Origin of the sequence: Lederbergia wuyishanensis, assembly GCF_022900255.1 — a bacterium.
GTDB classification, from domain to species: domain Bacteria; phylum Bacillota; class Bacilli; order Bacillales; family Bacillaceae_C; genus Lederbergia; species Lederbergia wuyishanensis.
The window spans coordinates 88,707-111,214 of record NZ_JALIRM010000002.1; the positions used below are offsets into that span (position 1 = coordinate 88,707).

Here is a 22,508-nt window from a genome sequence, read left to right on the forward strand (position 1 = left end):
CGACAAAAATATTGGTAATTCGACAAAGTCTGTTGACCTTTATGAAATAAACCTATAGAATTTTTACATATTTTCAATAAATGAGGGTTCAGTATGAAAAATGTATTATTCAGGAGAAAAAATCTCGAGGAGTTATTGATAAAAAAGGGAGATATCCAGCTACAGCAATCGTTAGGAGCCTTTGATTTAATGTTGCTTGGGGTAGGTGCCATTGTCGGAACAGGTATATTTATTCTTCCTGGGACAGTAGCAGCGGAGCACGCTGGACCAGGTATCATTTTTTCCTTTATTATAGCAGCTATTGTCTGTGCATTGGCAGCTATGTGTTATTCAGAATTTTCTTCATCCGTACCAGTAACGGGTAGTGCATATACGTATGGATACATTGTATTTGGAGAATTAGTCGCTTGGTTAGTTGGATGGGCATTGCTGTTAGAATATGGCTTAGCCGTTGCCGCGGTTGCAACTGGTTGGTCTGCTTATTTAAGTGCTTTGTTAGAAGGTTTTAATATTATTATTCCAAAGGCTATCTCCGGTTCATTTAATCCAGCAGATGGAACATATGTAAATATACCGGCTATAGCCATTATATTTGCCACTGCCTTTTTATTAACGCTCGGAATAAAAGAGTCTACGAAGTTTAATACGATCATGGTATTTATTAAAGTAGGTGTTATTCTCTTATTTATTGGAGTAGGTATTTTTTATGTTGAGCCTGCTAATTGGCAACCATTTACGCCGTTCGGAATGAATGGCGTTATGAGCGGGGCAGCCCTTGTTTTCTTTGCTTATCTTGGATTCGATGCTGTTTCGTCAGCTGCTGAAGAGGTAAAGAACCCACAACGTAATATGCCAATTGGAATTATAGGATCATTATTTATTTGTACAATACTTTATGTGGCTGTTTCGCTTGTTTTGACTGGGATGGTTTCATATACAAAGCTAAATGTAAGTGATCCAGTTAGCTTTGTTATGCAAATCGTTCATCAAGATTGGGTGGCTGGCGTTATTTCACTTGGCGCTGTTGTTGGGATGATGACAGTTATACTTGTCATGTCATATGGAGGAACTAGACTTCTTTACGCGTTTGGCCGTGATGGATTGCTGCCGAAAAGTATGTACGAGCTTAGTAAAAAATATAAAACACCTGTAAAAAATACGTGGGTATTTGCAACGCTTGTAGCTTTTTGTGCCGGCTTCGTTCCGTTATCTAAACTAGCAGAACTAGTAAACATAGGAACATTAATTGCATTTACAATTGTTTCGATCGGAGTTATTTTCTTAAGAAAAAATAAGAGCATACCATCCAATGGTTTTAAAGTACCATTCTTTCCAATCTTACCGATTTGTTCATTCTTATTATGTTTATTTTTAATTACTCAACTCTCTGTTTATACATGGATTGCATGCGGTGTTTGGTTTGTATTTGGATTAATCTTCTATTTTGCTTATGGTAAAAACCATAGCGTAATGAATCAAGAATAAGATTTAGAAATGCAAGGAGTGAGCTTACGATGTCATACAGAGACAATGTAAGCTCACTTTTTTAAAAAGGATGGAACACTCTGAAGAGAGACCGTATATTCTACCTATTTAAAAGAAGGCGATAGCTACTTCCATATTTACCATAGTACGCTTCACGCAACTACACTTACATCGTAGCTGCTGAGGATGCGGAGGAATGGTCAGCTTTTACACAATCAATTGCGACAACAAGCGCAATGATGATGGTCTCCATCTCTTCATTCAATACATTGACCTTGTAGCTATCACCCCAAGTGAACCACTCTTTGTTCACACTACCGACGACCTCTCCATACTGTAACACTTCAAAATCCATATCCCACCAGTTGCCATATACTTCGATCCCTGCAGCATCAATCGTGTAGCGTGCTTTTATGAAGGAAATCTCTTTCTTTATGGTTAGTATTTCTTGCCCATCTACTTCAACAAAAAACTTCGGTAAAAAACTGAACATCTTTTTCGAAATGAGCGCAACTTCATCTCCATTTGTATTCATAATGGAGAACGTCTTAGGGATTTTCAAGAAGCTTCCTTCTACATAATAAACATCATTTTCCTGCAGATCCTTTACTGTAAATTTACCACTTAGACTGAATACTTTTTGCTTAATATATAGCTCTTTCATCCTAATCCCCCTTCAATAAAGCGTATTATTAAAAGTATACTATTGTTCTGTTTTATTTAAATCATATTATTTTAAACTAATAGATATTAGATTGGATTTGCCTATTCATAATTGCCGAATTATGGGGCGATGCATATATTGAGGGCCAACCATCCCCAAAAAAGGAATTTTTCTCTTATGAAACAATATCCCACTTTAACACTCAAAAGGCGAAGTCTTACGTTTTTGCAGGAGGACTTCGCCTTAAAATATTCGGGAATTTGACACTAAAAGTAGAATGGCATTTGCAATTCATTGAGAGATGGTTTAATAAGATAAGTCAGACTGCTATTTCTACATTCTCAAGAGTTCAGTTCAGATTCATATTTTCAAGTTTTTCAAAAACAACATCAACCCATGCTTGGTTATCCCATAGTTTTGGATCATGAAGTTTTCTATCAGCGGGATGACCCGTAACAATTGTATCTACACCATCTTTGTTTCCAAAGTATAAATCAATCATTTTTAATGCCTTGTTTTCTGCTTGAACTAACATCTTGAAGTTCATTCCAGACCCTTGATTCGAAAAAGGTAAACTTACGTAGTAAAGATTTTCATCAAGCTTCTTGAACTCTGCTTCTCCGAATTCATTTTCCAAACCGAAAATTACACCGATGCCTCCCATTAATTCCTTTTCTTGTTCTAACTTTAACATTCTATTAGTAAATGTAAGAAGGTTCTCGTTAGATATGTAATATTTAAATGATACAGCTTTTTGTTCTGCAATAGCTCCTGTATATAAATTCACAAATGCTTTTCCAAATGCTAGAACGGTTTCTTGATCATCATCACTAACTTGATTTCCTTTAATTATAAATCGTTGATTTGCCAGGTCTCCTAATATTTCTGCTGCTGATTTCTCTGGTAGTTCAAAATCAATTTCTTCACCTGATGATATATTATTTGAGACAGTAATTTTTTCTAATTCATTTATCGACTTAATTTTAGGGTTTGCTATCAATCCAACCCCAACTGCTATCATCATGACAATTGAGAAAACAAGTACCCAGAATCTTGGTTTTTTATAATTCAAAACGTTTTTAATCCTCCCTTTTACATTTCCCTCACCAAAAGCAAGCGGACTTCCATTCAAAATCTGTCTATCCGTAGCAAGTGATAATAATGATGACGCGTAAGACTTTTTTGTATAAGTATCATAGTTCAGACTTTTCAGCACGCGTTCATCACAGGAAAATTCCATATCCCTACTCATTAACATGAATGCTACCCATACAAGAGGATTAAACCAGTGAACGGACAATACCAAGAAGGCTACTAACTTAATGATATGATCATATCGTTTAATATGAGTCTGTTCGTGCAGCAGGATGAAACTGCGCTCTTCAGCATGAAGTCCAACAGGCAAATAAATTCTTGGTCGTATCAAGCCAAGCACAAACGGCGTTTTCAAATTCGTAGCTTCGTAGATATTCTTCTCTATTAATTGTGCATTTTTAAGCTGTCTCTTTAAGAGTAATACAGATACTAGACTATAAATAAGCAATGCCATTATACCTAAAGCCCAAATATATGACCCAGTCTGTAAATAATTCTGCAAATGATTTACACTATCCCCAACAGTCGGTGCTGGTAGTGTACCGCTTACAAATGAATCGACCTCTTCTATCCCGCTATTACTCTGCGGACTTTGCTGATGTATACTATCTTGAGGGATTGGATTCCTACCCCCATTCCTTGGCAACAGACTAAATACACTCTCAAATGTGAATGGAACAATAAGCCGGAAAGCTACCACGCCCCATAACATATAAGAGATGACTTTCGGGGCTTTTTTAAGTAGTAGTCTGATTAACATCACCACAAGAATGACGTAGCTTGCTGTAAGACTCATATTTAAAACAGATAAAAACAGTTCGTTCATGGTTATCCCTCCTTGTGCTCATCAATCAGCTTTTTCAGCTCCTCCGCTTGGCGGGTGCTTAATTTTTTCCCTCCCATAAACGCTGTTAAAAATTTTGGCAATGAGCCCCCATAGGTATCTTCAACGAAACGCACGCTTTGATTTGCGTAATATTCATCCTTTGTAATCAAAGATGAAACTACTGAATTTTCATTTTGAAAAAACCCTTTTTGACACAATTTTTTTAGCACAGTATAGGTTGTAGACTTTTTCCAATTCATTTCTTTTTCACATAGTTTTACAAGATCACCAGAACCAATCGGTTCGTTTTGCCAGATTAATTCGGTAAACTTTATTTCGGTTTCTGTAAGTTTGTATCCTTTCATTTTACCACCCCTCGGTCTATAGGATATCGACCTATATTTTCAGTCTATATATTATAGACCAAATGTCAATAGTAAATTACTAAGATTTTAAATTATCACAAAAATTCCTAATTGTTTTTTCTTGTATCGCTTCCCTTTTAGCCTACTTATGATGCGGCTGACCCAATAGCCAGCCGTTTCCTAGTTTCGTTCAATAAAGGCCCCCTACTTTATGTTTGCCTTCTTCTACCTATGCTATTGATTGTAAGAGTTCAATTAATTCATTATTATGTTATTGATTTAATGAAATGATGGATTATAGCTAGTACAAATTTCCACCATATACTGATAAAATGAAAAAGGATTTAATGATGGGATAAGGTGAAGTTATGACCTTTATCCTTTAAAACTGAACCATTTCAAAATAACGAAAAAATGCCCGTAGTCGATTTGAATTCATTTTTATTTCTGGGTGATGGTATGAAAATTTCAATTGAAGAAATTAACAAAGAACTGGAAGAGGAAATCCTTATTAGGTGTCATGAGGTAGATGAGGAAATATACGAAGTCGTAAACAAGCTGAAAACAGATATTCTCACGATACTCGGATATCAAAATGATCGAGTGCACCGTATCAAGCTTAGTGATATTTATTATTTCGAAGCAGTGGACGGAAAGGTTTTTAGTTATTGCAAAGACAGCGTTTATGAGGTAAAACAAAAGCTTTATGAGTTAGAGGCATTATGCAAGGAAAAGAACTGTTTTCGTGCATCCAAATCAACTATTTTAAACATAGCTAAAATCTCATCTATTTATCCTTCAATAAGCGGCCGATTCGAAGCGGTGCTTGATAACGGGGAACGTGCTGTTATATCAAGGCAGTATGTACCTGTACTTAAAAATATGCTTGGATTGTAAAGGAGGGATAAAGATTAAGCTTTCCGAATATGTACAAAAGATAATGAAAGACTTCTTGATCATCTTCGCATTAATCATAATCGTTATTACATTTTTGCGGCAAATGTATTATCCCGATATGACCTTTGATTTGAACTCGATTTATATCATCATGGCATTTTCATTAATAAGTGCATTAACTGAATTTATTTTGTATTCTCCTTATGATATAAGTGAGAAGAAAATGCGTGTAAGAATGGCCATTCATTTTTTCACATTGGAGATCCTATTAATTTCGCTTGGAAGCATATTTGGCATTGTGGATAGCGCATCTGATGTAATCATCATGGCATTGCAAATTGCAGTCATCTATATACTTGTTCGTCTCCTATCTTGGCAAAAAGATAAAAAAGAAGCCGAAAAAATCAATGAAAAACTGAAAGCATTTAAGAAAGATGTTTTTGAGCAATAAAAAAATCAGTTGCCTGACATATTATTAAGCCGTAACTTTATAATTTACGGCTTTTTTTGCATCTTATTTGCTCGTAGATACAACTTACCGTTTTTCTATATACATCTTTTCAGCGTTTTTTTATGATGTGTTCATAAGAATTCATTCGAAAAGAAGGAGTATCTAAGATGGCAACTTTGTTATTATGTATCGTTTTGATTTTGGAAATTGCTTTTGCAATTTACTGTATCGTTACTAAGCAAAACCATAAAAAATTAAAAAACTGGAGTAGGATTGCTATATTTATAGCGTTTGTTATACTCACGCTTTCACCCGTAATTGTATGGAGTTTCCGCTGGGTCATGATTGCAATACTACTTTTCATTTTAGCAATAAAATCAACAATTTCACTAATATGCAACAAAGCAAATTACCGAGTATATAATACTTCTAAAATTGTATGGAAATTCATTCTTATCATTTTGGCATTCATATTTGCTCTGACACCTGCAATTGTTTTTCCGCAGCATTCATCACCAAAAGTAACTGGTGAATATGAAGTTGCAACCGCTACTTACACATATATTGACCAAAACCGAATCGAGGAATTTACCGACAAGGGGAAAAACAGATTTGTTAATGTAGAATTTTGGTATCCAAAACATGCAGATGGCACCTACCCACTTTTGGTATTCTCACATGGAGCGTACGGTGTCAAGGCAAGCAATACCTCGACTTATACGGAACTGGCAAGCCACGGTTATGTCGTTGTTTCAATCGATCATCCCTATCATTCCTTTTATACCTCTTCAGAAGATGGAACACCTGTTTTAATCAATGAAGATTATAACCGTGAAGTCACCAATGCCAATAAAGATGGTTTTTACACGAAGAAAGAAACCTATGAACTCATTCAAAAATGGATGAAGCTGCGAACAGACGATATGAATTTTGTTATTGATACGATACTTGAAAAAGTTAAAAGTGACAATAACCCCATTTATCAACATATTAATACAGATAAAATTGGTGTGTTCGGGCACTCTATGGGCGGCGCAGCAAGTGTTTGGCTAGGCAGAGAGCGAAACGATATCAGCGCAATTGTAAATATTGATGCTCCGTTCTTTAGTGAGTTCGTTTATAAAAAAGATATTGATGATTTTGTGGCTAGCGATGAAGCCTATACGACTCCGCTTCTTAACATTTATTCTGACGATGTTTGGGAGCAGCTGAATAGCAACTCTACTTATATAGCTAACAAACTCGATAATAAGCAGTTCAAAGAAACCAACACCGTTCATTTTAAAGGAGCAAAACATTTAAGTTTGACTGATTTGCCGCTGTTCTCTCCTATTCTTGCGAATGTTTTGCAAGGCGGAAAAGCGAGCATCGATCCATATTATTGTATTGAAAATGAAAATGAATTAATTCTTTCATTCTTTGACGATAAATTAAAGGGAGTTGGCCACTTTACTCCCCAAGAAACGTATTAATTATATAAAACATATAGGTACTAAACAAAGTTCCTGCCATAGAATGCACTGTGTTTAGACGTTATTTAACATTAATAGGTGAAGCCCTGATTAGCTCTACGCTAATAGGACTTCACCTATTAAATTACCTGATTGAAAATGAAGCTAGCTTTTTAGATTTAAGCTAGAAAGCCCGAGGCTCCTTAATCATTATTTCCGAAGTTCTTCGAGCACTACCTGAACATCGTACCCAACTTGAAAATCATACAATTCACTTGTTTTACCATCAATAGCATCAACAAACTGATTGATTAATTCATTCCAAAAATGGTTGTTCTCAACTTCAATCTCTAGAAACTCCTCCCCAATTTTCCCAGCCTTTATTTTCTTCAAATCTATGAGAGATAACGTACCTTCTGTTCCATATGCCGTTAATGAAAGATGTTGTTCTTCCAATCCAGCTATTCCACTAATCCCATTAAAGGAAATTGGAACACCATTTGCTAGTCTCATTTTCGCTATGATTCCTACTTCAGGGAGATTGGAATCGCTAGGAAATTCTAGTTCACTCTCTACATCGCTAATTTGTCCAAAGAAACGTTGGATCAGTTGCACAAAATGTCCTGCTACTTCAAAAACAAAACCGCCTTGTTCTCTTGTGTCGATCCAGCTATTTTGTTGCCAATGTCTCGGCCATTTAGGAAATTGCATGGTTAGTTCCACTTTACGTAACTTGCCAATATACCCCTCCAACCACAACTCTTCAAACTTACGAGTGTTATGTAAGTAATTTAGAGGAAAGTTCATTGCATGGACCACGTTTTGTTCCTTTGCGATTCGCAACATATTTTCAGCTTCAGCCAATGAGTTTGCCAATGGCTTTTCACATATTATATGCTTGCCCGCTCTCATGACATCAACAGCAATATCATGATGCCATTTTGGCGGGACGGCCACATAAACCATATCTATATTTACTTTTTCTAGTAACTTAATATGATTCGTGAAGCCTTCAACATTATAAAGAGCCGCACATTGTTCTACCTTTTCTTTGTTCGTATCACAAACGGCAACTAATTCTACCAATGGGTGCTCAAAAAACACCTTTACCATTCCCTCACCCAAAGCACCTATTCCAATAATCGCTACTTTCTTTTTGCTCATGATTCATAAACTCCTTGCTTCAAAAAAATTAGCCCCGTATTTAGGGCTTTTTATTAGAGACTTAAGTAAGTCTACATTCAGTTAACGAAAAAACAACAAACCTATTGCATCATCATATTCGCATCTACCATAATATCACGATTTTAAAGGGTGCTTTCATTAAAAAGATAAAACTTCATTTACCTATGTTGCTTATTAAAAGTTTTCTCATGCTGGAGCAGCCATTCTTTCCTCCACAGTCCCCCTGCATAACCAGTTAATTTCCCATTAGAACCGATAATTCTGTGACAAGGAATAACAATGCTTAGCTTGTTTTTCCCATTTGCACTCCCTACAGCTCTGATCGCTTTTTCATTCCCAATGGAAACAGCAATATCCTTATATGACCCTGTTTCTGCGTAAGGAATTTCTTTTAAAGCTTCCCATACTATTTTTTGAAAGTCAGTCCCTTCAATTCGATAAGGGAATGTAAAGTCATAACGATCGCCTTTAAAATATTCGTCAAGTTGGTTGTAGCATTCTATTAAAACCTGAGGTGTTTCTGCATGTAAAAAATTCACCTTTTGACTTTCTTCAGAGAACAAAATAGAATTGATGGTTTCATGGGTACCAATTATTTCCATTATTCCAATCGGTGATTCATAGTCTAATTTATATATTTTTGTCATATAGGGACCTCCAAAGATAAAAGGTAGCATATGCCTTCCAACCTTCCCAACCTGTTGCATATTCTTCTATTTCTTCTATAGTCGGTTTCTTCTCAAGATCTAATAGATTCTTCAATGCATTGTGGAGACCGACATCTGCAACTGGGAAAGAATTGGGACAGTGCAAGCATTTCATCATCACATAATCTGCCGTCCATGCCCCGATACCTCTTATCATCATTAATGATTTTTTTATTTGCTGATCATCTTTTTTCTGAAGCAATAATTCTTTTGTTAACTCGCCATTTGTCATAGCCTTTGCAATGTCAATGATATATTCAGCCTTCCTAGTAGTAAATTGAAGTTTCCTTAAGTCATCTAGATTTATTGAAGCAATCTTTTTAAAAGAGGGGAATAACCAAAACGTTTCTCCTTCGAAAGTTAGACTCTCGCCGTATTGTTCGACAAAGCGTTTCTTTAATGTGTAAGCAAATGTTAAATTAATTTGCTGTCCGGTAATGGCCCATACTAGGGCTTCAAATAAATCCGGAATGCACATAATCCGAAGCCCGTAATATTTATGAGCAAGGCTCTCTAGAACTTTATCTTGACTAGCCACTTGATAAAATTCACCTAAATCCTGTTCTAAATCAAACCATTCCCAAATATACTCTGCTATTTTTTGTCGATTCTGAACAGGTGGGAGGGTTATGGGAAATTCTATCATTATGCAATCATTGATACAATCAATTTTACATAAAATCAAAGATTCATTCACTTTTATTAGTTTATATACAGATCTTTCTTTTATTTGAAAAAGTACTTCCTGATTGGACCTGCTCAAAAAAACTAAACACTCTTCAAAATTAAATTCCTTAGGAGGGTAAATCTCCAGATAAATTTTATGATCAATCCAATTCATTTAAGAATTCCTTTCGATATTCACTAGGTGAACAATTTTTCAAGTTGCGAAACACTTTATAAAAATTGGATGGACTATGAAATCCTACTTCATAGCAAATCTCCAGATTCGTTAGGTTTGTGGATTTAAGAAGGTATGCTGCTTTATCAATTCTTATCTTTTCTAAATAAGTACGCGGAGTCTCAGAGGTTTCTTGTTTAAATAAGCGTTCCAAATAAAAGGGACTTAAACCAACTTGATCCGCTATATCCTTTAATGCTAAATTTTGTTTATAATGATTGACTAGGAACGTAATGATATTTCTGACAAGGGCAATATTTGGTGAGTGCTCTACTTCTGGCTGGCATCTTTTGCAAGGACGATAACCCGCTTTTTCTACTTCACTCATGTCAGAGTAAAATTCTACATTCATTTTTTTAGGCTTCCTTGATCTGCAGGAAGGACGGCAGTATATTTTGGTTGTTTTTACAGCTGTAAAAAAGATCCCATCATATTTACGATCACAAGCAATAATTTTCTCCCACATCTCATCAAATGATAGATCGATATTAGTCACCATATAACTTCACTACCTTTCCTGCACTAGTGCTAGTTTTCATACGAATGGCAAGTATCCACTAGAGTTAAAATCAATCCCTTTGTCAGAGAAGGCAATTCCAACTAAAACGTCTCATACCTCATTCTTTAAGCTTATTACAATTTGTTAGTCTTGGTAAAGACAATACATTTAATGGAGCGCTGGATGGTTTTCAGAAATAATATTTCTTTAAAAATTACATCTCATTAAATTTATTTCCTCCTAATGCTATTGGAGTCATTTTAACAAGTAATCTACATCTATTTCGTCCTCATTCTTGCTCTTATGGTCTGTCTTTTTAGATAACAAAAAAAGTGAAACACATTGTGCACCACTTTTATAGTCTATCTATCAAAATCTCATCAGTAACTTTCTTATTTCCTTGTACTCCATGGTCAGTGACCTCATTTATTTCCAGTAAGTGCTCCATCCCAAATTCGATTCCCGTTTTAAAACATGTTTGATAGATTCTTAACATTAGAAATAAAAGGCCCCGTACTTGTTTCTATCTTTATCAATTGTTATCTTCTGAATGAACAGACGTAATAACCTTTCACTTTATTTTATCAATCAGCTCAATATATTGTGAATCCCCATATCCTATTGTTGGGAATACCTCAAATAACCGCTTAACCAATTCAGTTGTAGGTAAATGTTTATTTTTTGAAATGTATTTTATGACCCTATTATTTTCTGTCTGCATTTCTAAAAATAGCTCTATAGCCTGATACATAACTATAGGTACTTCATTTGTTGGTTTCATATGATTGACCAATACTTCCTCATAGACAGAATAATAGTTACCTAAAGTAAGCTCAGTTTGGCTTACTTTAAATTCATCCTCTCTAAAACTATTTAAAAAAACTTTACCTTTATACTGGGACTGTTCAAGATAAGCAAGGATTGTTAGAAGATTCATCTGACAAAACATATCTTCCCCAAACCATAGAACAATATAGTCATAGTCTTTCTCAAACAGATTATTTAAGGGTTTCATTACCTTGTTCCTGTAATTTTCTTCAGACTCACCATGTCCTGCCGCTCTTGTTTGAATAAACGCATCATCGAAAATAGTTGTTGTAGTCGCATTTACACACATCGCTTCATTGCAAGGTACATAATCAGAATCTCCCATAAGCTTATTATTTTTAAATTCCTCATACATTACTTGACCATTTAATATGTTCAGTACATTTTGGTCAAATAACTCTCTCTTCCTATTTTTTAATTGTTCAACCTCAGTTTCTCTAGATATATTCATTCTACAACCAGCCTTCCCTTTATGAATAGTTAGCTTTGGAAATGATTGAACAGGCATTTGATTGACTTGAAATTCCCTTGGATTAACACCAAAAACTGTTTTAAAAGCCCTACTATAGGCTTCTTGTGATGAATAATTATAATCAAAGGCAATATCAATTATCTTCCGATTATTTGTTAAATCTTCCGTAGATAAATACAATCTTCTTAGAAGAATATAGCGTCTAATGCTTATACCTGTTACCTGATGAAATTTAAAAGAACAATAATAAGGGGAATATCCTATATAACTAGCCAAATCCTCTAGCGAAAACTCATCTTTTAAATTATCCTCAATCCAATCAATCATCAACTGTACATATTCATTCATTCGCCTCACTCCTGAATAAAATTATAAATTACATTGATTTTATTCTTTTGATAATTGTTGTGCTGTAATATAATATCGTCCCACAAATATTTTCCTAGTCATTCTTATTAAAGCCTATCCAACACTTATCTGTCATTGTTTGTATGGAAAACCTCATTTACTTATGATACGGTTCTCCGCAGCAAATCAAAATGGGGTGAGAAAAAGAATTTACTTACAAACAATCACTTCGCGAGTAAATGACCCTTTCTTAATGACAGCTCTGTCTATAATGACAAATCCTACCTTTATAAGGATTTCATCGATTGGTTCAACGGTTACCATTACCACTTTTCTAGCAAACCTGCGTGCACTTCGGAGCATTTCGGTCTGCTCTTCAGGTGTTATAACAGAACACAAATTGTAAGGTAAATCGATAATCGCTACATCATATTGATTTGTGATGTCACGGATATCTGCTAATTTCACTTCTCCAACCAGCCCAAAATAGGCGATATTCTCTCTAGCCCCTTTTAGAATAAGAGGATTCTTGTCACTCCCTACTATATCAATCCCCATTGATAAGGCTTCTACAAGTACGGTCCCAATCCCACAGCAAGGATCAATTGCCTTTATACCGATTGGATTAGGAATGCCGATATTCACAACTGCTCTTGCTACACGCGTGTTAAGCGCAGTGGAGTAACTATGCGGCTTCCGTTGATGCCGAAACCAAACAGACTCACTTTTTACATAATCACCAAATACCCATCTTCCATTTACAACCATGACGCCAAACAATCTCTTTGGGTGAAGAATATCAGCCACACCATGGATATGTAATCCAATTTCCTTCTCAATTGCACGTCGGTTTTCAAAACCTACCTTTTCAATATTTGAAGGACCACCATCTTTTACAAATATTACTTTAAACGTTTCATCTTTTATTTGTAAGGTTGCCACTTGCTTGAGAAGATTTTGAAGGCTTTCTTCTTCATAAATGACAGATATTCTTTCCTTAATAAACGGACTTCGAATTGGATCAATTTTCACATGGCTTTCCAAAATGCTAGTTTGAGACTCACCCCCAAATAATGAACGCGTTTCTAAAGCACATAATGAACGTTCTTCCTCATAACAGGCGTAAGTATATATATAGGTCGTTTGTTTTTTGTGTTTATAATCCAATCGTTCTCATCCTTTAATCTTTTAAATTATAAAAGGCAATAGGTTTGGTCTTAAATGACTGTACCTATTGCCGTCTTAATAAAGCTTCTATCTAAAAAACACTTTGTCTATATTGTACATAGACTTGAGTTCATTAATAATATACGTTTCGTAAATTTCTCTATGGACAGGGTCTTCAATAACACAAACCTCTATTTTAGTGACTTCATCTCTATGGGTTTTAATTGGGGACACAGTATCCTCAAAGTGCTTTTTTATTCTTGGTCTCAGCTTCCTTGCTTTACCTACGAACAATAGCTCTTGATTTTTGTTATAGAACATGAAAATACCACCCTTGTCCCTAGGGATAAGATGAAAATCAGTAAACCCATAAATATTACTTTGCTCAGGATTATTCTGTTTAGTAATGGTAACAGTTGGTTTTGGAATAGTTATATTTATCACTTACGTTCACTTCCTCCTTCAATATCTCTTTATATTGTATCATAATAGGGAAAAATCTTATTTACATATAGACAGTTCACCGCAATGTATTTAAATGATTCTTGGCATACTTCTCGGAATTAAACGCCAAATATTACATACCTCCTGTTACACCAATCACTTCACCAGTAATGGCAGTCGCACCGTCTGAGGTTAAGAAAACAGCTGTCGCACCAATTTTAGATGTTCAAGTAGATGCTTCATCCCATCCATTGTTTAGCTAAGATATGGTGATTAATTGGTTGCTCTATAGTTGTTCCGTCTTGTTCTGCTAGTTTTGGTAATTGCTTTTTGATTAATTCTGTTCGTACTGGTCCTTGCATGATGGCATTAATAGTGATTCCATTGCGCCGTTTCCACTTATCATACTCTATCATTTTTTCATTATGAAATTAATCTAAACCATAGTACCTGCATACTACATAACCTACCGATTTAGCAGCTACAATTAGTGCCTCTTCATCAATATCAAATTTTGGATGATGATTGAAATATGGCTTTTCCACACCTTTTGGCGTACAGCCAATATAGAAATAGCAGCCAGGGATTTTCTCTAAATAATAAGCAAAATCATCAGAAGGTGACATCTTCGGGTACTCGACCACTTTTTTAATTTCCGGGTCATTTGCACCTTCGAGACTCATCTTGACTAAATCTGTCATTTCCGGGTTATTATAAAGTGGCGGGTAATCAGGGGCAAAGGTCAACTCACATTGAACACCAAACTCAGCTTCAATCCCGCCTGCAATTCGATGTAGTTCCTTCCCGATAATCTCCTTTGATTCCTCAGACATATATCGGATATCCCCTTCAAGTTCCACACGATCCTTAATAACATTAAAGGTTCCTTTTCCATCGAAGGAACCAATGGTGATTACACCCATTTCAAATGGATTCAAACGCCGGCTAATAATTGTTTGGACAGCTGTTACAAAATAAGCACCAGCAATAATGGCATCGTTTGCCTTATCTGGGGAGGAACCATGCCCGCCAACACCCTGAATTCCTACCTTTAGATAGGATCTGCCAGCCATCGAATAACCGCTGTGATACCCGACAAAGCCTGCTGGATTTATTGGGAGTAAATGAATTCCAAAAATATTATCAACATCATCGAGCACTCCTGAGTCGACAATACTTTTCGCACCGCCTGGTGGCACTTCTTCAGCATGCTGGTGAATGATTTTGATAATACCAGGTATTTCATTTTTTAATTCAATAAGGCAATCAGCTAGAACTAGTAAGTATGCCGTATGTCCATCATGACCACATGCATGCATGACGCCCTCATTCTTTGATTTGAACGGAAGTTCCGTTTCCTCCAATATTGGAAGGGCGTCAAAATCGGCACGAAGAGCAATGGTTTTCCCCGGCTTTCCTCCTGTAATCGTTACGATAATTCCATAACCATTTCCTACATGGGACTGAATTTTAACATCCTTATCCTTATAAAAGTCTAAAATGTATTGAGCTGTGTTTTCTTCTTTAAAAGATAACTCCGGATTCTCATGTAAATGACGGCGAATTTGAATCATTTCATCTTTACGGTCTTCCAACATTTCCAGTAGTTGTTTCTTCATCTTTTGTACCTCCCACCATTTCAAGACCCTTTATAAATACCACATTATTTGCGTATTAAATTAACTTCACCAAAAATCAAATAAGAAGAATCCTCTTAGATTATCTCCATATTTTCAGAAAAAATATCTATAATTAATCTCAAATCCTTTCAAAACAATTTGTTTTTATTTCTATTTCAATGACATTACACCTTTGAATTCCAGCTAAATCGGTATATTTTTGAATGCAATACCACACCTCTCTTTCTACAAAAGTACCTAATTTCCAATATTATTTTCCATTTCCTTAGTAAACTTTTCCTATTTATAAATGTTTATCCCCAAAGATTTTCCGATTTCTCTATAACTTTCTTTCACATTTAAATAAAGAGTAACAGCTTGTTTTTTCCTTAGTAAATTTCAGCTATAAAAATACACCCCAATTGTTAGATTATGTGTCTAACAATTGGGGTGCAGTAAAAATTCGAAGTCTTTTTCCAATTATTTGAGTGACGCTGAACGTTTATCTACAAGCTTATGCTCTTGAATAAATTCTTTTAAAATATCACTTAAATTCGGGCTGCTAATTTCATCTAAGTCATAGTGTACACGTGTGCACGGTTTATTAATCGAAATGACACGTGTTAGATCGATTGGTGTGCCAATGATCACCGCATCACAGTCAGTCTGATTAATCGTTTCTTCAAGGTCTTTTAATTGCTGTTCACCGTATCCCATTGCTGGAAGGACATTTGCGATATGCTTGTATTTGTTAAAGGTTTCTTTTAATGTACCTACTGCAAATGGACGTGGGTCAATTATTTCCTTCGCACCTAAACGTTCAGCGGCAACGATACCTGCACCAAGTTTCATCTCTCCGTGTGTCAACGTCGGACCATCTTCAACGACTAATACCCTTTTCCCAACGATGCTCTCCGGTTGATCGACGGTAATCTTAGATTCCGCTTTAATAATCGTGCTATTAGGACTTGCATATATAATATTATTTTCGACGATTTGAATGGCTTCTTCTGATGCACTATCTACTTTGTTGATGATGGCTACATCGGTTGTTCTTAAACACACTTCACCGGGATAGTATTTTAACTCATGACCAGGGCGATGTGGGTCTAAGACAGTAACGGCTAAATCAGGCTCGAAGAAAGAAAAGTCATTATTTCCTCCGTCCCATAAAATAACGTCACAACCATCTGGATCATTTTCAGCTGCTGCCAAAATATCTGCATAATCAACGCCGGCATATATAATATTTCCACGTGCTACATGTGGTTCATATTCTTCCATTTCTTCGATCGTACAATTATGTTTCTTTAAATCATCCACTGTCGCAAAACGCTGAACACGCTGTGCGTTTAAATCGCCGTAAGGCATCGGATGCCTCACTGCAACGACTTTTAAATCATGCTCAAGTAGCGTTTCGATTATTTTTCTAGATGTTTGGCTTTTTCCTGTTCCAGTTCTCACTGCACAAACAGAAATGACGGGCTTATTGCTTTTTAACATCGTGCTTTTTGGTCCGAGCAACGTGAAGTTCGCTCCCGATGCATTTGCAATCGCCCCTACACTCATCACATCTTCATAGCTTACATCACTATATGCAAAAACACATTCATCTACTTGAAGCTCTTTAATTAACTCTGGCAGTTGATCTTGTGAATAAATCGGAATCCCTTCAGGATACAGTTCGCCCGCTAGTTCACTTGGATATTTCCGGCCATCAATATCCGGAATTTGTGCTGCTGTAAATGCAGCAACATGATATGATTCATTATCACGATAATACGTATTGAAATTGTGAAAATCCCTTCCAGCTGCACCAATAATTATAATATTTTTTCTTTTCATAGTACCTTCTCCTATAATTACAATGAATTATTATAATTATAACTTTGAACGTATAAAAATACAAAGGGTATTTTTATAAGTGCAATCTAATGTACTTTTTTGATATCGTTAGTTTTATTATCTAGCTCAAACTAGGGTTTAAAAAACACTATTTCCTATCTTTAATATCTGAGCAGTGCTTAGACGACCCGCCCCCTTACTTCGTAACGATATGCCTTCACACAAAAAGCCAGCTTAATAAAATAAGCTGACCTTTTGGTTCGTAACTTCTTTATGATATAAACATAATTAAGATTAATACACCTGCAAAACCCACTACAGAAGGCATGGTAACCATCGCAAGTCATGTTTTGAGTTGATTGTTCTAACTATGAAGGATTCTCTTAAATTTTAGCACCAACATCTACCCCAGATAAAATATATGGAATAGCAGATTTAATAAATTCTTCAGGTAATCTATTTTGGCTTTTTCTTTTCCATTCTACTGAAGCTCCGTACATTCCCCATGCAAGCATGATAGCAGAGATTTTCAAACCTTCATCCTCTTCCAATTTATATTGCCTCAACAACATTTTATAGAAAATGATCTCGAGCTGTTCCCTAATAATTCGAGCAATGGTGTCCTCGTACCCTCTATGACAACGATTGGATAATGATATTTGAAAGTTTGTGATGGCCTTAAAGATTTGAGTCATCGATTCTTCGTTTATTTCGTTTTCTTCGAAGTTATTGCAGTTCAAATTGATAAATAATACTTCTGATAAAGCTTTATCCAGTAAATCATAGATGTCTTCGAAGTGATAATAAAAAGTGGCACGGTTGATCATTGCCTCGTTTGTAATATCCTTCACGGTAATATCCTTGAATTCCTTTTTACTTGAAAGCTCAATAAAAGAATCCATGATTAGTTTGCGGGTACGCAGTATTCGGGGATCTGTCTTTGTTTGAGTCATGTTCTGTCCCTCCTACTTTTTAGACATATTCGTTAATGTGTCGTATAAACGACAAATCCACTGGTTTATTGGTGTTGATCATATGTAACATTCCCTACAATGTAATTGTACAGCAAATAAGGAACTTCTCAAATAAAAGAAGCTATAAATTAAAAAGCATATTAGGAGGAAACACCATGGTCAAAATTGGTATTGTCACTGGAAGTACAAGAGATTCAAGAGTAAATATACAAGTTGCGGAATGGGTAAAATCCATTGCTGACCTAAGAACTGACGCAGAATTTGAACTAGTGGATATCAAAGATTACAATCTGCCAAGATATAACGAATCGATTCCCGCTATTATGTCGCAGGATTATCAAACACCAGAAGCCAAAGTTTGGTCGAAAAAAATTAGTGAGCTTGATGGATTTGTATTTGTCACTCCGGAATATAACAAAGGCATCACATCAGGTTTGAAGGATGCAATTGATTATCTATACGTTGAATGGAATAACAAAGCGGCAGGAATTGTCAGCTATGGCTCATCCCTCGGTGTGACAGCAGCAAACAATTTACGTTTGATCTTAACTGTTCCAAAGGTTGCAACAGTAGGAACACACCCTGCCCTGAGCCTTTTTACTGATTTTGAAGATATGAGTATCTTTAAACCAGCGCCATTTCATGCAGATACCGTGCAAAAAATGTTGGACGAGGTTGTTTCATGGTCCACTGCACTGAAAACTATAAGGGATTAATGCAGGATAACTTTTTAAAAGGAGGATAAATATAATGACGAACAAAAACAATAATATGATTTGTGATTTGGAAACAGGTGTATGCGGAGTAGCAGGCGAGGAAGAAATGGAGATTATTGATTTTAATCAGCCACAAAAGACAATTGATGTGTATTATGTGACGGATCCGATTTGCTCCCATTGCTGGGCGATTGAACCGGTTCTACGCCGTTTTAAAGAGCAGTATGGTCATTATTTTAATTTCCATTCAGTGATGGGTGGATTACTAGAAAAATGGGGTGACGGACCTGTCGACCCTGCCAACGGAATATATGGTCCTGCTGATGTGGCTGGCCACTGGAGAGAAGTCGGAGAATACTCCCGTATGCCAATAGATGGCACACTCATGATCCATAATCCGGTTCAATCATCCTTCCCGCCATCCCGTGTTTTTAAAGTGATTCAAAAACATCATGGCGATGAGATAGCCTATGATTATCTGCGCCGTGCGAGAGAAGCACTTTTCGCATTCAATCAAAATATTGGAGAAAAGTCCGTGTTGGTTGATATCACGAATCACCTTGGATTAGATGGAGAAGCAATTGTAAATGAAGCTGAAATGCCAATTGGAGAGCAATTGTTGCAAGAGGATTTTGCCCTTGCCAGAAAGCTTGGAGTAATGGGATTTCCGAGTATTATTATGATCAATGAGGAAAATAAAGGCGTGAAAATAGTTGGCGGTCGGCCGTTCGACTATTATGTTGACGGACTCAAGCGTGCGCTAAACGAAGAAAATCTGAAACCAAAACAGCAGCCCTCTCTTTCTAGCCTGCTCAAAAAGGAAAAACTATTATTTTCAAAAGAAATTGAAGTGATGTACGACATTGACCAGCAGGATATAAATGCCTTTGTTGAAAAAGAACTAAATCAGGGCAATTACCAAGTAAAAGAACTTCTAGGTGAACTATACTTTATCATTAATGAATAAAAGGAGGATAAACATGGCATATGTATTGCAAGTCGATTTCAAGATGGACGGGCCATTCGGTAATGAAATGGCAGAGGCCTTTTCTGATTTGGCGAAAAGCATTACAGAAGAAGAGGGCTTCATCTGGAAAATTTGGACGGAAAATCAGAACGAGAAAGAAGCCGGTGGAATTTATCTTTTTAAAACCAAAGAAACGGCTGAAAAATATATTGAGATGCACTCCAAAAGGCTAGCTGGCTTCGGAATTCCAGAGGTCAATGCAAAGATCTTTGCCATCAATTCCAAACTTTCGGAGATGACTAATGCTCCTATTTAAGAAATCTAAGTAAAACATCTCAAAGGGCTTGCTCTATCCCCCCCTCTATACTTTTTGAGGTGGGGTTTGAGTAATTTAGGCAACTGCTAAATCCAGTACTCTTAAAAAAAAGAAAAATTATTTAAGATCAACCGAATTAAATATCTTCCGCTTTTCTACGGGAACATACCTGTTTCATCAATCTGAACCTACACGCTTTCGTTTTAATCATTCCCCTTAAAGACATCCCTTTTTTGATATAATAGTTTGATAGTTTTGAGCTTCATGGAGGTATTATAATGAAATTAAATAAAGGCATTGTATTTGTATTATAAGGTGCTAGTTGTTTTAGTTTTACACCGATAATCGCCAAATTGGGGTTTAGCCACGGCTACTCACTTGGCCAAATTAATATCGTTCAAATGATGATTTCCTCGTTTCTATTATGGTCTTTCACCCTACTTAAACGCTCCAGCTTTAAAGGGCTTACTAAGAAGAATGTTCCTCAAATGATGATTACCGGTTGTTTTATCGGATTAACAAGTATTTTTTATTATGGTGCAATGCAATATTTGCCAGCCTCATTGGCCATTATTTTAATGTTTCAATTCGTTTGGATAGGAATTCTTTTAGAATGGATTTTCAGCAAAATAAAACCTGCCCCTGTAACTGTATTGTCTATCGTTTTAATTTTGATCGGGGTCTTTTTTGCTTCCAATATTTTAAATGGCAGCATCCAAGGACTACCTTTTAAAGGCTTCCTTTTTGGTATTCTCTCTGCATTCACTTATGCAGGATTTATTTTTTTCAGCGGAAAGGTAGCTATTAATGTTGATCCATGGACTCGGACTTCTTTAATGGCAACTGGGTCAACCATCTTAGTACTTGCCTTATTCATGCGGGACATACCATCCGTACTGCCACTGGAGACGAACTTATTAACAACTGCCGTTGGAGTTTCGCTATTTGGAGCAGTCCTTCCCCCGCTATTTTTCGCAGTCGGTGCACCACAGGTTTCAGGTGGAATCGCCAATATACTAACATCCATTGAACTACCTGTCGCTATCCTATCAGCCAGTCTTATTTTGTCAGAAACGATAACACCGATTCAGTGGTTAGGCACGGCTATTATATTAGCAGCGATTGCGTTAAACGAACTTGGCAGTACATTTTTTAGAGTTAGGAAACATATTAACGGGTAGAGTTATTAGATTTTTTTCATAAATCCTTTGCGTTTGATATGATACTGTTTTATTTAAAAGTACAAATCTAGCATTGGCCTTCAATGCTAGATTTGTACTTAAACAATTTACTAATGAACGATTGACCATATCAAAAAAACTTGAATTATTAGTTATAAAAACCGAGCATTTCCTCATAAATTATGTTTGTAATCCAAAATTTTGAGGGGGTGATGTTTCAATGGAGGAAGTTACCGAAAATCATGCACCACCTATTAAACGTTGGAAATCGATATTATTTACTATTTTCGCTTTGTTATTCGCTCTTGGAGGATTAATCTTACTCGAGTCATTACAGGAAGGTTTATTGCCATGGGTTACGATTGGGTGTCCAGGTTGTGCTTCTGATTCTGCATACAACCTGGAGAATTATCGCTGGTTTGGTGCGGAACATGGGGCTCTTGTGGGCATACTGTTTAGTGGCAGCTTGATTGCTTTGCTTTGGAAATCATGGATGAAACCTCTATTGCTACAGTTCTATATCTTAGGTCATATTATTTTCATCGGATCCTTTTATTTAATTGGAACTGAAAATCCAGATGCAGTACCTTTTATAAATCTTATTTTTTTAGTCCCTCTTCTAATACTGGCATTAACCTACCCCGGTACAAATTTATGGAAGAATATGTTTAAAAAAGCTGATTATCATCGTCCATTACTCCTTTTAACTTTAATAGCCTTTATTTTAATGGCTCCTACAATGTGGAGTCAGCTTCATTCCCAACTTAATGTAGTCAGTGAATTTTCTCAGTATAATAGATGGGCTGAAAGTGTTCAGCTTTTCTTCATTATGATTCTAGCTAGCATATTAGCTTCAACACGAAAACCAGGATGGAGAGAACTAACTTTACTTATAGGCATAGCATACCTTTTTTTGGGTGTCGCAGCCGTTACAGTACCGGATCAGGAGGGAAGCTGGGGAATGTATGGCGGTATTTTATCTATCTTGGGAGGAATTGGTTATATAGGTATTGCTACAAATAGATTTAATGGTAAAGGGAGAACATCAAATTACTAGCAAAAGCTTTTCTCGCACTGTTGCAATGTATGAATGATTTTCAAAAAA

At 36.1% G+C, this 22,508-nt stretch carries 22 protein-coding genes and 1 pseudogene; 9 read left to right on the forward strand and 14 right to left on the reverse strand.

The window, feature by feature from the left end:
- Positions 1-93: 93 nt before the first annotated feature.
- Entirely contained in the window at positions 94-1,485 is a 1,392-nt protein-coding gene (gene bcaP, locus MT489_RS06550) for a branched-chain amino acid transporter BcaP (RefSeq protein WP_244680736.1), read from the forward strand.
- Positions 1,486-1,651: 166 nt separating this feature from the next.
- Here the strand turns inward: bcaP and MT489_RS06555 are convergent, their stop codons facing one another.
- From MT489_RS06555 to MT489_RS06565, 3 genes are all read right to left on the reverse strand, one after another.
- Entirely contained in the window at positions 1,652-2,149 is a 498-nt protein-coding gene (locus tag MT489_RS06555) for an LURP-one-related/scramblase family protein (protein ID WP_244680737.1), read from the reverse strand.
- Positions 2,150-2,498: 349 nt separating this feature from the next.
- Positions 2,499-4,070, reverse strand: a complete 1,572-nt coding sequence (locus tag MT489_RS06560; RefSeq protein WP_244680738.1) for a M56 family metallopeptidase — start codon at positions 4,068-4,070, stop codon at positions 2,499-2,501.
- Positions 4,071-4,072: 2 nt separating this feature from the next.
- On the reverse strand, positions 4,073-4,435 hold the full coding sequence (locus tag MT489_RS06565) for a BlaI/MecI/CopY family transcriptional regulator (RefSeq protein ID WP_244680739.1): 363 nt from the start codon (positions 4,433-4,435) through the stop codon (positions 4,073-4,075).
- A gap of 459 nt (positions 4,436-4,894) precedes the next feature.
- On the opposite strand from MT489_RS06565, the gene MT489_RS06570 reads away from it, so the two are divergent.
- The 3 genes from MT489_RS06570 to MT489_RS06580 all read left to right on the forward strand — a co-directional run bounded on the left by MT489_RS06570 (position 4,895) and on the right by MT489_RS06580 (position 7,255).
- Positions 4,895-5,332: a LytTR family DNA-binding domain-containing protein gene (locus MT489_RS06570; protein WP_244680740.1), complete on the forward strand. Its 438-nt coding sequence runs from the start codon at positions 4,895-4,897 to the stop codon at positions 5,330-5,332.
- A gap of 43 nt (positions 5,333-5,375) precedes the next feature.
- Entirely contained in the window at positions 5,376-5,783 is a 408-nt protein-coding gene (locus tag MT489_RS06575; RefSeq protein WP_244680741.1) for a DUF3021 family protein, read from the forward strand.
- A 167-nt stretch (positions 5,784-5,950) separates the two neighbouring features.
- Entirely contained in the window at positions 5,951-7,255 is a 1,305-nt protein-coding gene (locus tag MT489_RS06580) for an alpha/beta hydrolase family protein (RefSeq protein ID WP_244680742.1), read from the forward strand.
- A gap of 189 nt (positions 7,256-7,444) precedes the next feature.
- Here the strand turns inward: MT489_RS06580 and MT489_RS06585 are convergent, their stop codons facing one another.
- The 11 genes from MT489_RS06585 to MT489_RS06635 form a co-directional block, all read right to left on the reverse strand.
- Positions 7,445-8,398 (reverse strand): Gfo/Idh/MocA family protein, encoded by a 954-nt coding sequence (locus MT489_RS06585; protein ID WP_244680743.1) that lies wholly within the window; start codon positions 8,396-8,398, stop codon positions 7,445-7,447.
- 179 nt (positions 8,399-8,577) lie between these two features.
- The gene (locus tag MT489_RS06590; protein WP_244680744.1) at positions 8,578-9,066 is read right to left on the reverse strand and encodes a methylated-DNA--[protein]-cysteine S-methyltransferase; all 489 of its coding nucleotides are present in this window, start codon (positions 9,064-9,066) and stop codon (positions 8,578-8,580) included.
- Positions 9,050-9,967 carry a DNA-3-methyladenine glycosylase 2 gene (locus tag MT489_RS06595; RefSeq protein ID WP_244680745.1) on the reverse strand — a complete coding sequence of 306 codons (918 nt, stop codon included), beginning with the start codon at positions 9,965-9,967 and terminating at the stop codon, positions 9,050-9,052. The genes MT489_RS06590 and MT489_RS06595 overlap by 17 nt, the downstream gene beginning before the upstream one ends.
- Positions 9,954-10,526 (reverse strand): bifunctional transcriptional activator/DNA repair enzyme AdaA, encoded by a 573-nt coding sequence (locus MT489_RS06600; RefSeq protein ID WP_244680746.1) that lies wholly within the window; start codon positions 10,524-10,526, stop codon positions 9,954-9,956. Before MT489_RS06600 ends, MT489_RS06595 begins: the two co-directional genes overlap by 14 nt.
- Positions 10,527-11,097: 571 nt before the next feature.
- Positions 11,098-12,174: a helix-turn-helix domain-containing protein gene (locus MT489_RS06605; protein ID WP_244680747.1), complete on the reverse strand. Its 1,077-nt coding sequence runs from the start codon at positions 12,172-12,174 to the stop codon at positions 11,098-11,100.
- A 210-nt stretch (positions 12,175-12,384) separates the two neighbouring features.
- On the reverse strand, positions 12,385-13,341 hold the full coding sequence (locus MT489_RS06610) for a TRM11 family SAM-dependent methyltransferase (protein ID WP_244680748.1): 957 nt from the start codon (positions 13,339-13,341) through the stop codon (positions 12,385-12,387).
- A gap of 87 nt (positions 13,342-13,428) precedes the next feature.
- On the reverse strand, positions 13,429-13,785 hold the full coding sequence (locus MT489_RS06615; protein WP_244680749.1) for a nucleotide excision repair endonuclease: 357 nt from the start codon (positions 13,783-13,785) through the stop codon (positions 13,429-13,431).
- Between the two features lie 239 nt (positions 13,786-14,024).
- On the reverse strand, positions 14,025-14,201 hold the full coding sequence (locus MT489_RS06620; protein WP_244680750.1) for a hypothetical protein: 177 nt from the start codon (positions 14,199-14,201) through the stop codon (positions 14,025-14,027).
- A 15-nt stretch (positions 14,202-14,216) separates the two neighbouring features.
- Positions 14,217-15,404, reverse strand: a complete 1,188-nt coding sequence (locus tag MT489_RS06625) for an amidohydrolase (protein ID WP_244680751.1) — start codon at positions 15,402-15,404, stop codon at positions 14,217-14,219.
- Positions 15,405-15,884: 480 nt separating this feature from the next.
- Complete coding sequence (locus MT489_RS06630) at positions 15,885-17,249, reverse strand: cyclic 2,3-diphosphoglycerate synthase (RefSeq protein ID WP_244680752.1); 1,365 nt, start codon at positions 17,247-17,249, stop codon at positions 15,885-15,887.
- A gap of 383 nt (positions 17,250-17,632) precedes the next feature.
- Positions 17,633-18,202, reverse strand: coding sequence for a TetR/AcrR family transcriptional regulator (locus tag MT489_RS06635; RefSeq protein ID WP_244680753.1), 570 nt, complete (start codon positions 18,200-18,202; stop codon positions 17,633-17,635).
- Between the two features lie 176 nt (positions 18,203-18,378).
- Between MT489_RS06635 and MT489_RS06640 the strand changes: the two genes are divergently transcribed.
- The 5 genes and pseudogenes from MT489_RS06640 (at position 18,379) to MT489_RS06660 (ending at position 22,460) form a co-directional block, all read left to right on the forward strand.
- Positions 18,379-18,939, forward strand: a complete 561-nt coding sequence (locus MT489_RS06640) for an NADPH-dependent FMN reductase (protein ID WP_244680754.1) — start codon at positions 18,379-18,381, stop codon at positions 18,937-18,939.
- Positions 18,940-18,973: 34 nt separating this feature from the next.
- On the forward strand, positions 18,974-19,906 hold the full coding sequence (locus MT489_RS06645; protein ID WP_244680755.1) for a DsbA family protein: 933 nt from the start codon (positions 18,974-18,976) through the stop codon (positions 19,904-19,906).
- Positions 19,907-19,919: 13 nt separating this feature from the next.
- On the forward strand, positions 19,920-20,222 hold the full coding sequence (locus tag MT489_RS06650) for a monooxygenase (RefSeq protein ID WP_244680756.1): 303 nt from the start codon (positions 19,920-19,922) through the stop codon (positions 20,220-20,222).
- A gap of 329 nt (positions 20,223-20,551) precedes the next feature.
- Positions 20,552-21,403: pseudogene (locus MT489_RS22315) on the forward strand (EamA family transporter); the annotation flags it as partial.
- Positions 21,404-21,623: 220 nt separating this feature from the next.
- Complete coding sequence (locus MT489_RS06660; protein ID WP_244680758.1) at positions 21,624-22,460, forward strand: hypothetical protein; 837 nt, start codon at positions 21,624-21,626, stop codon at positions 22,458-22,460.
- Positions 22,461-22,508 lie beyond the last annotated feature (48 nt).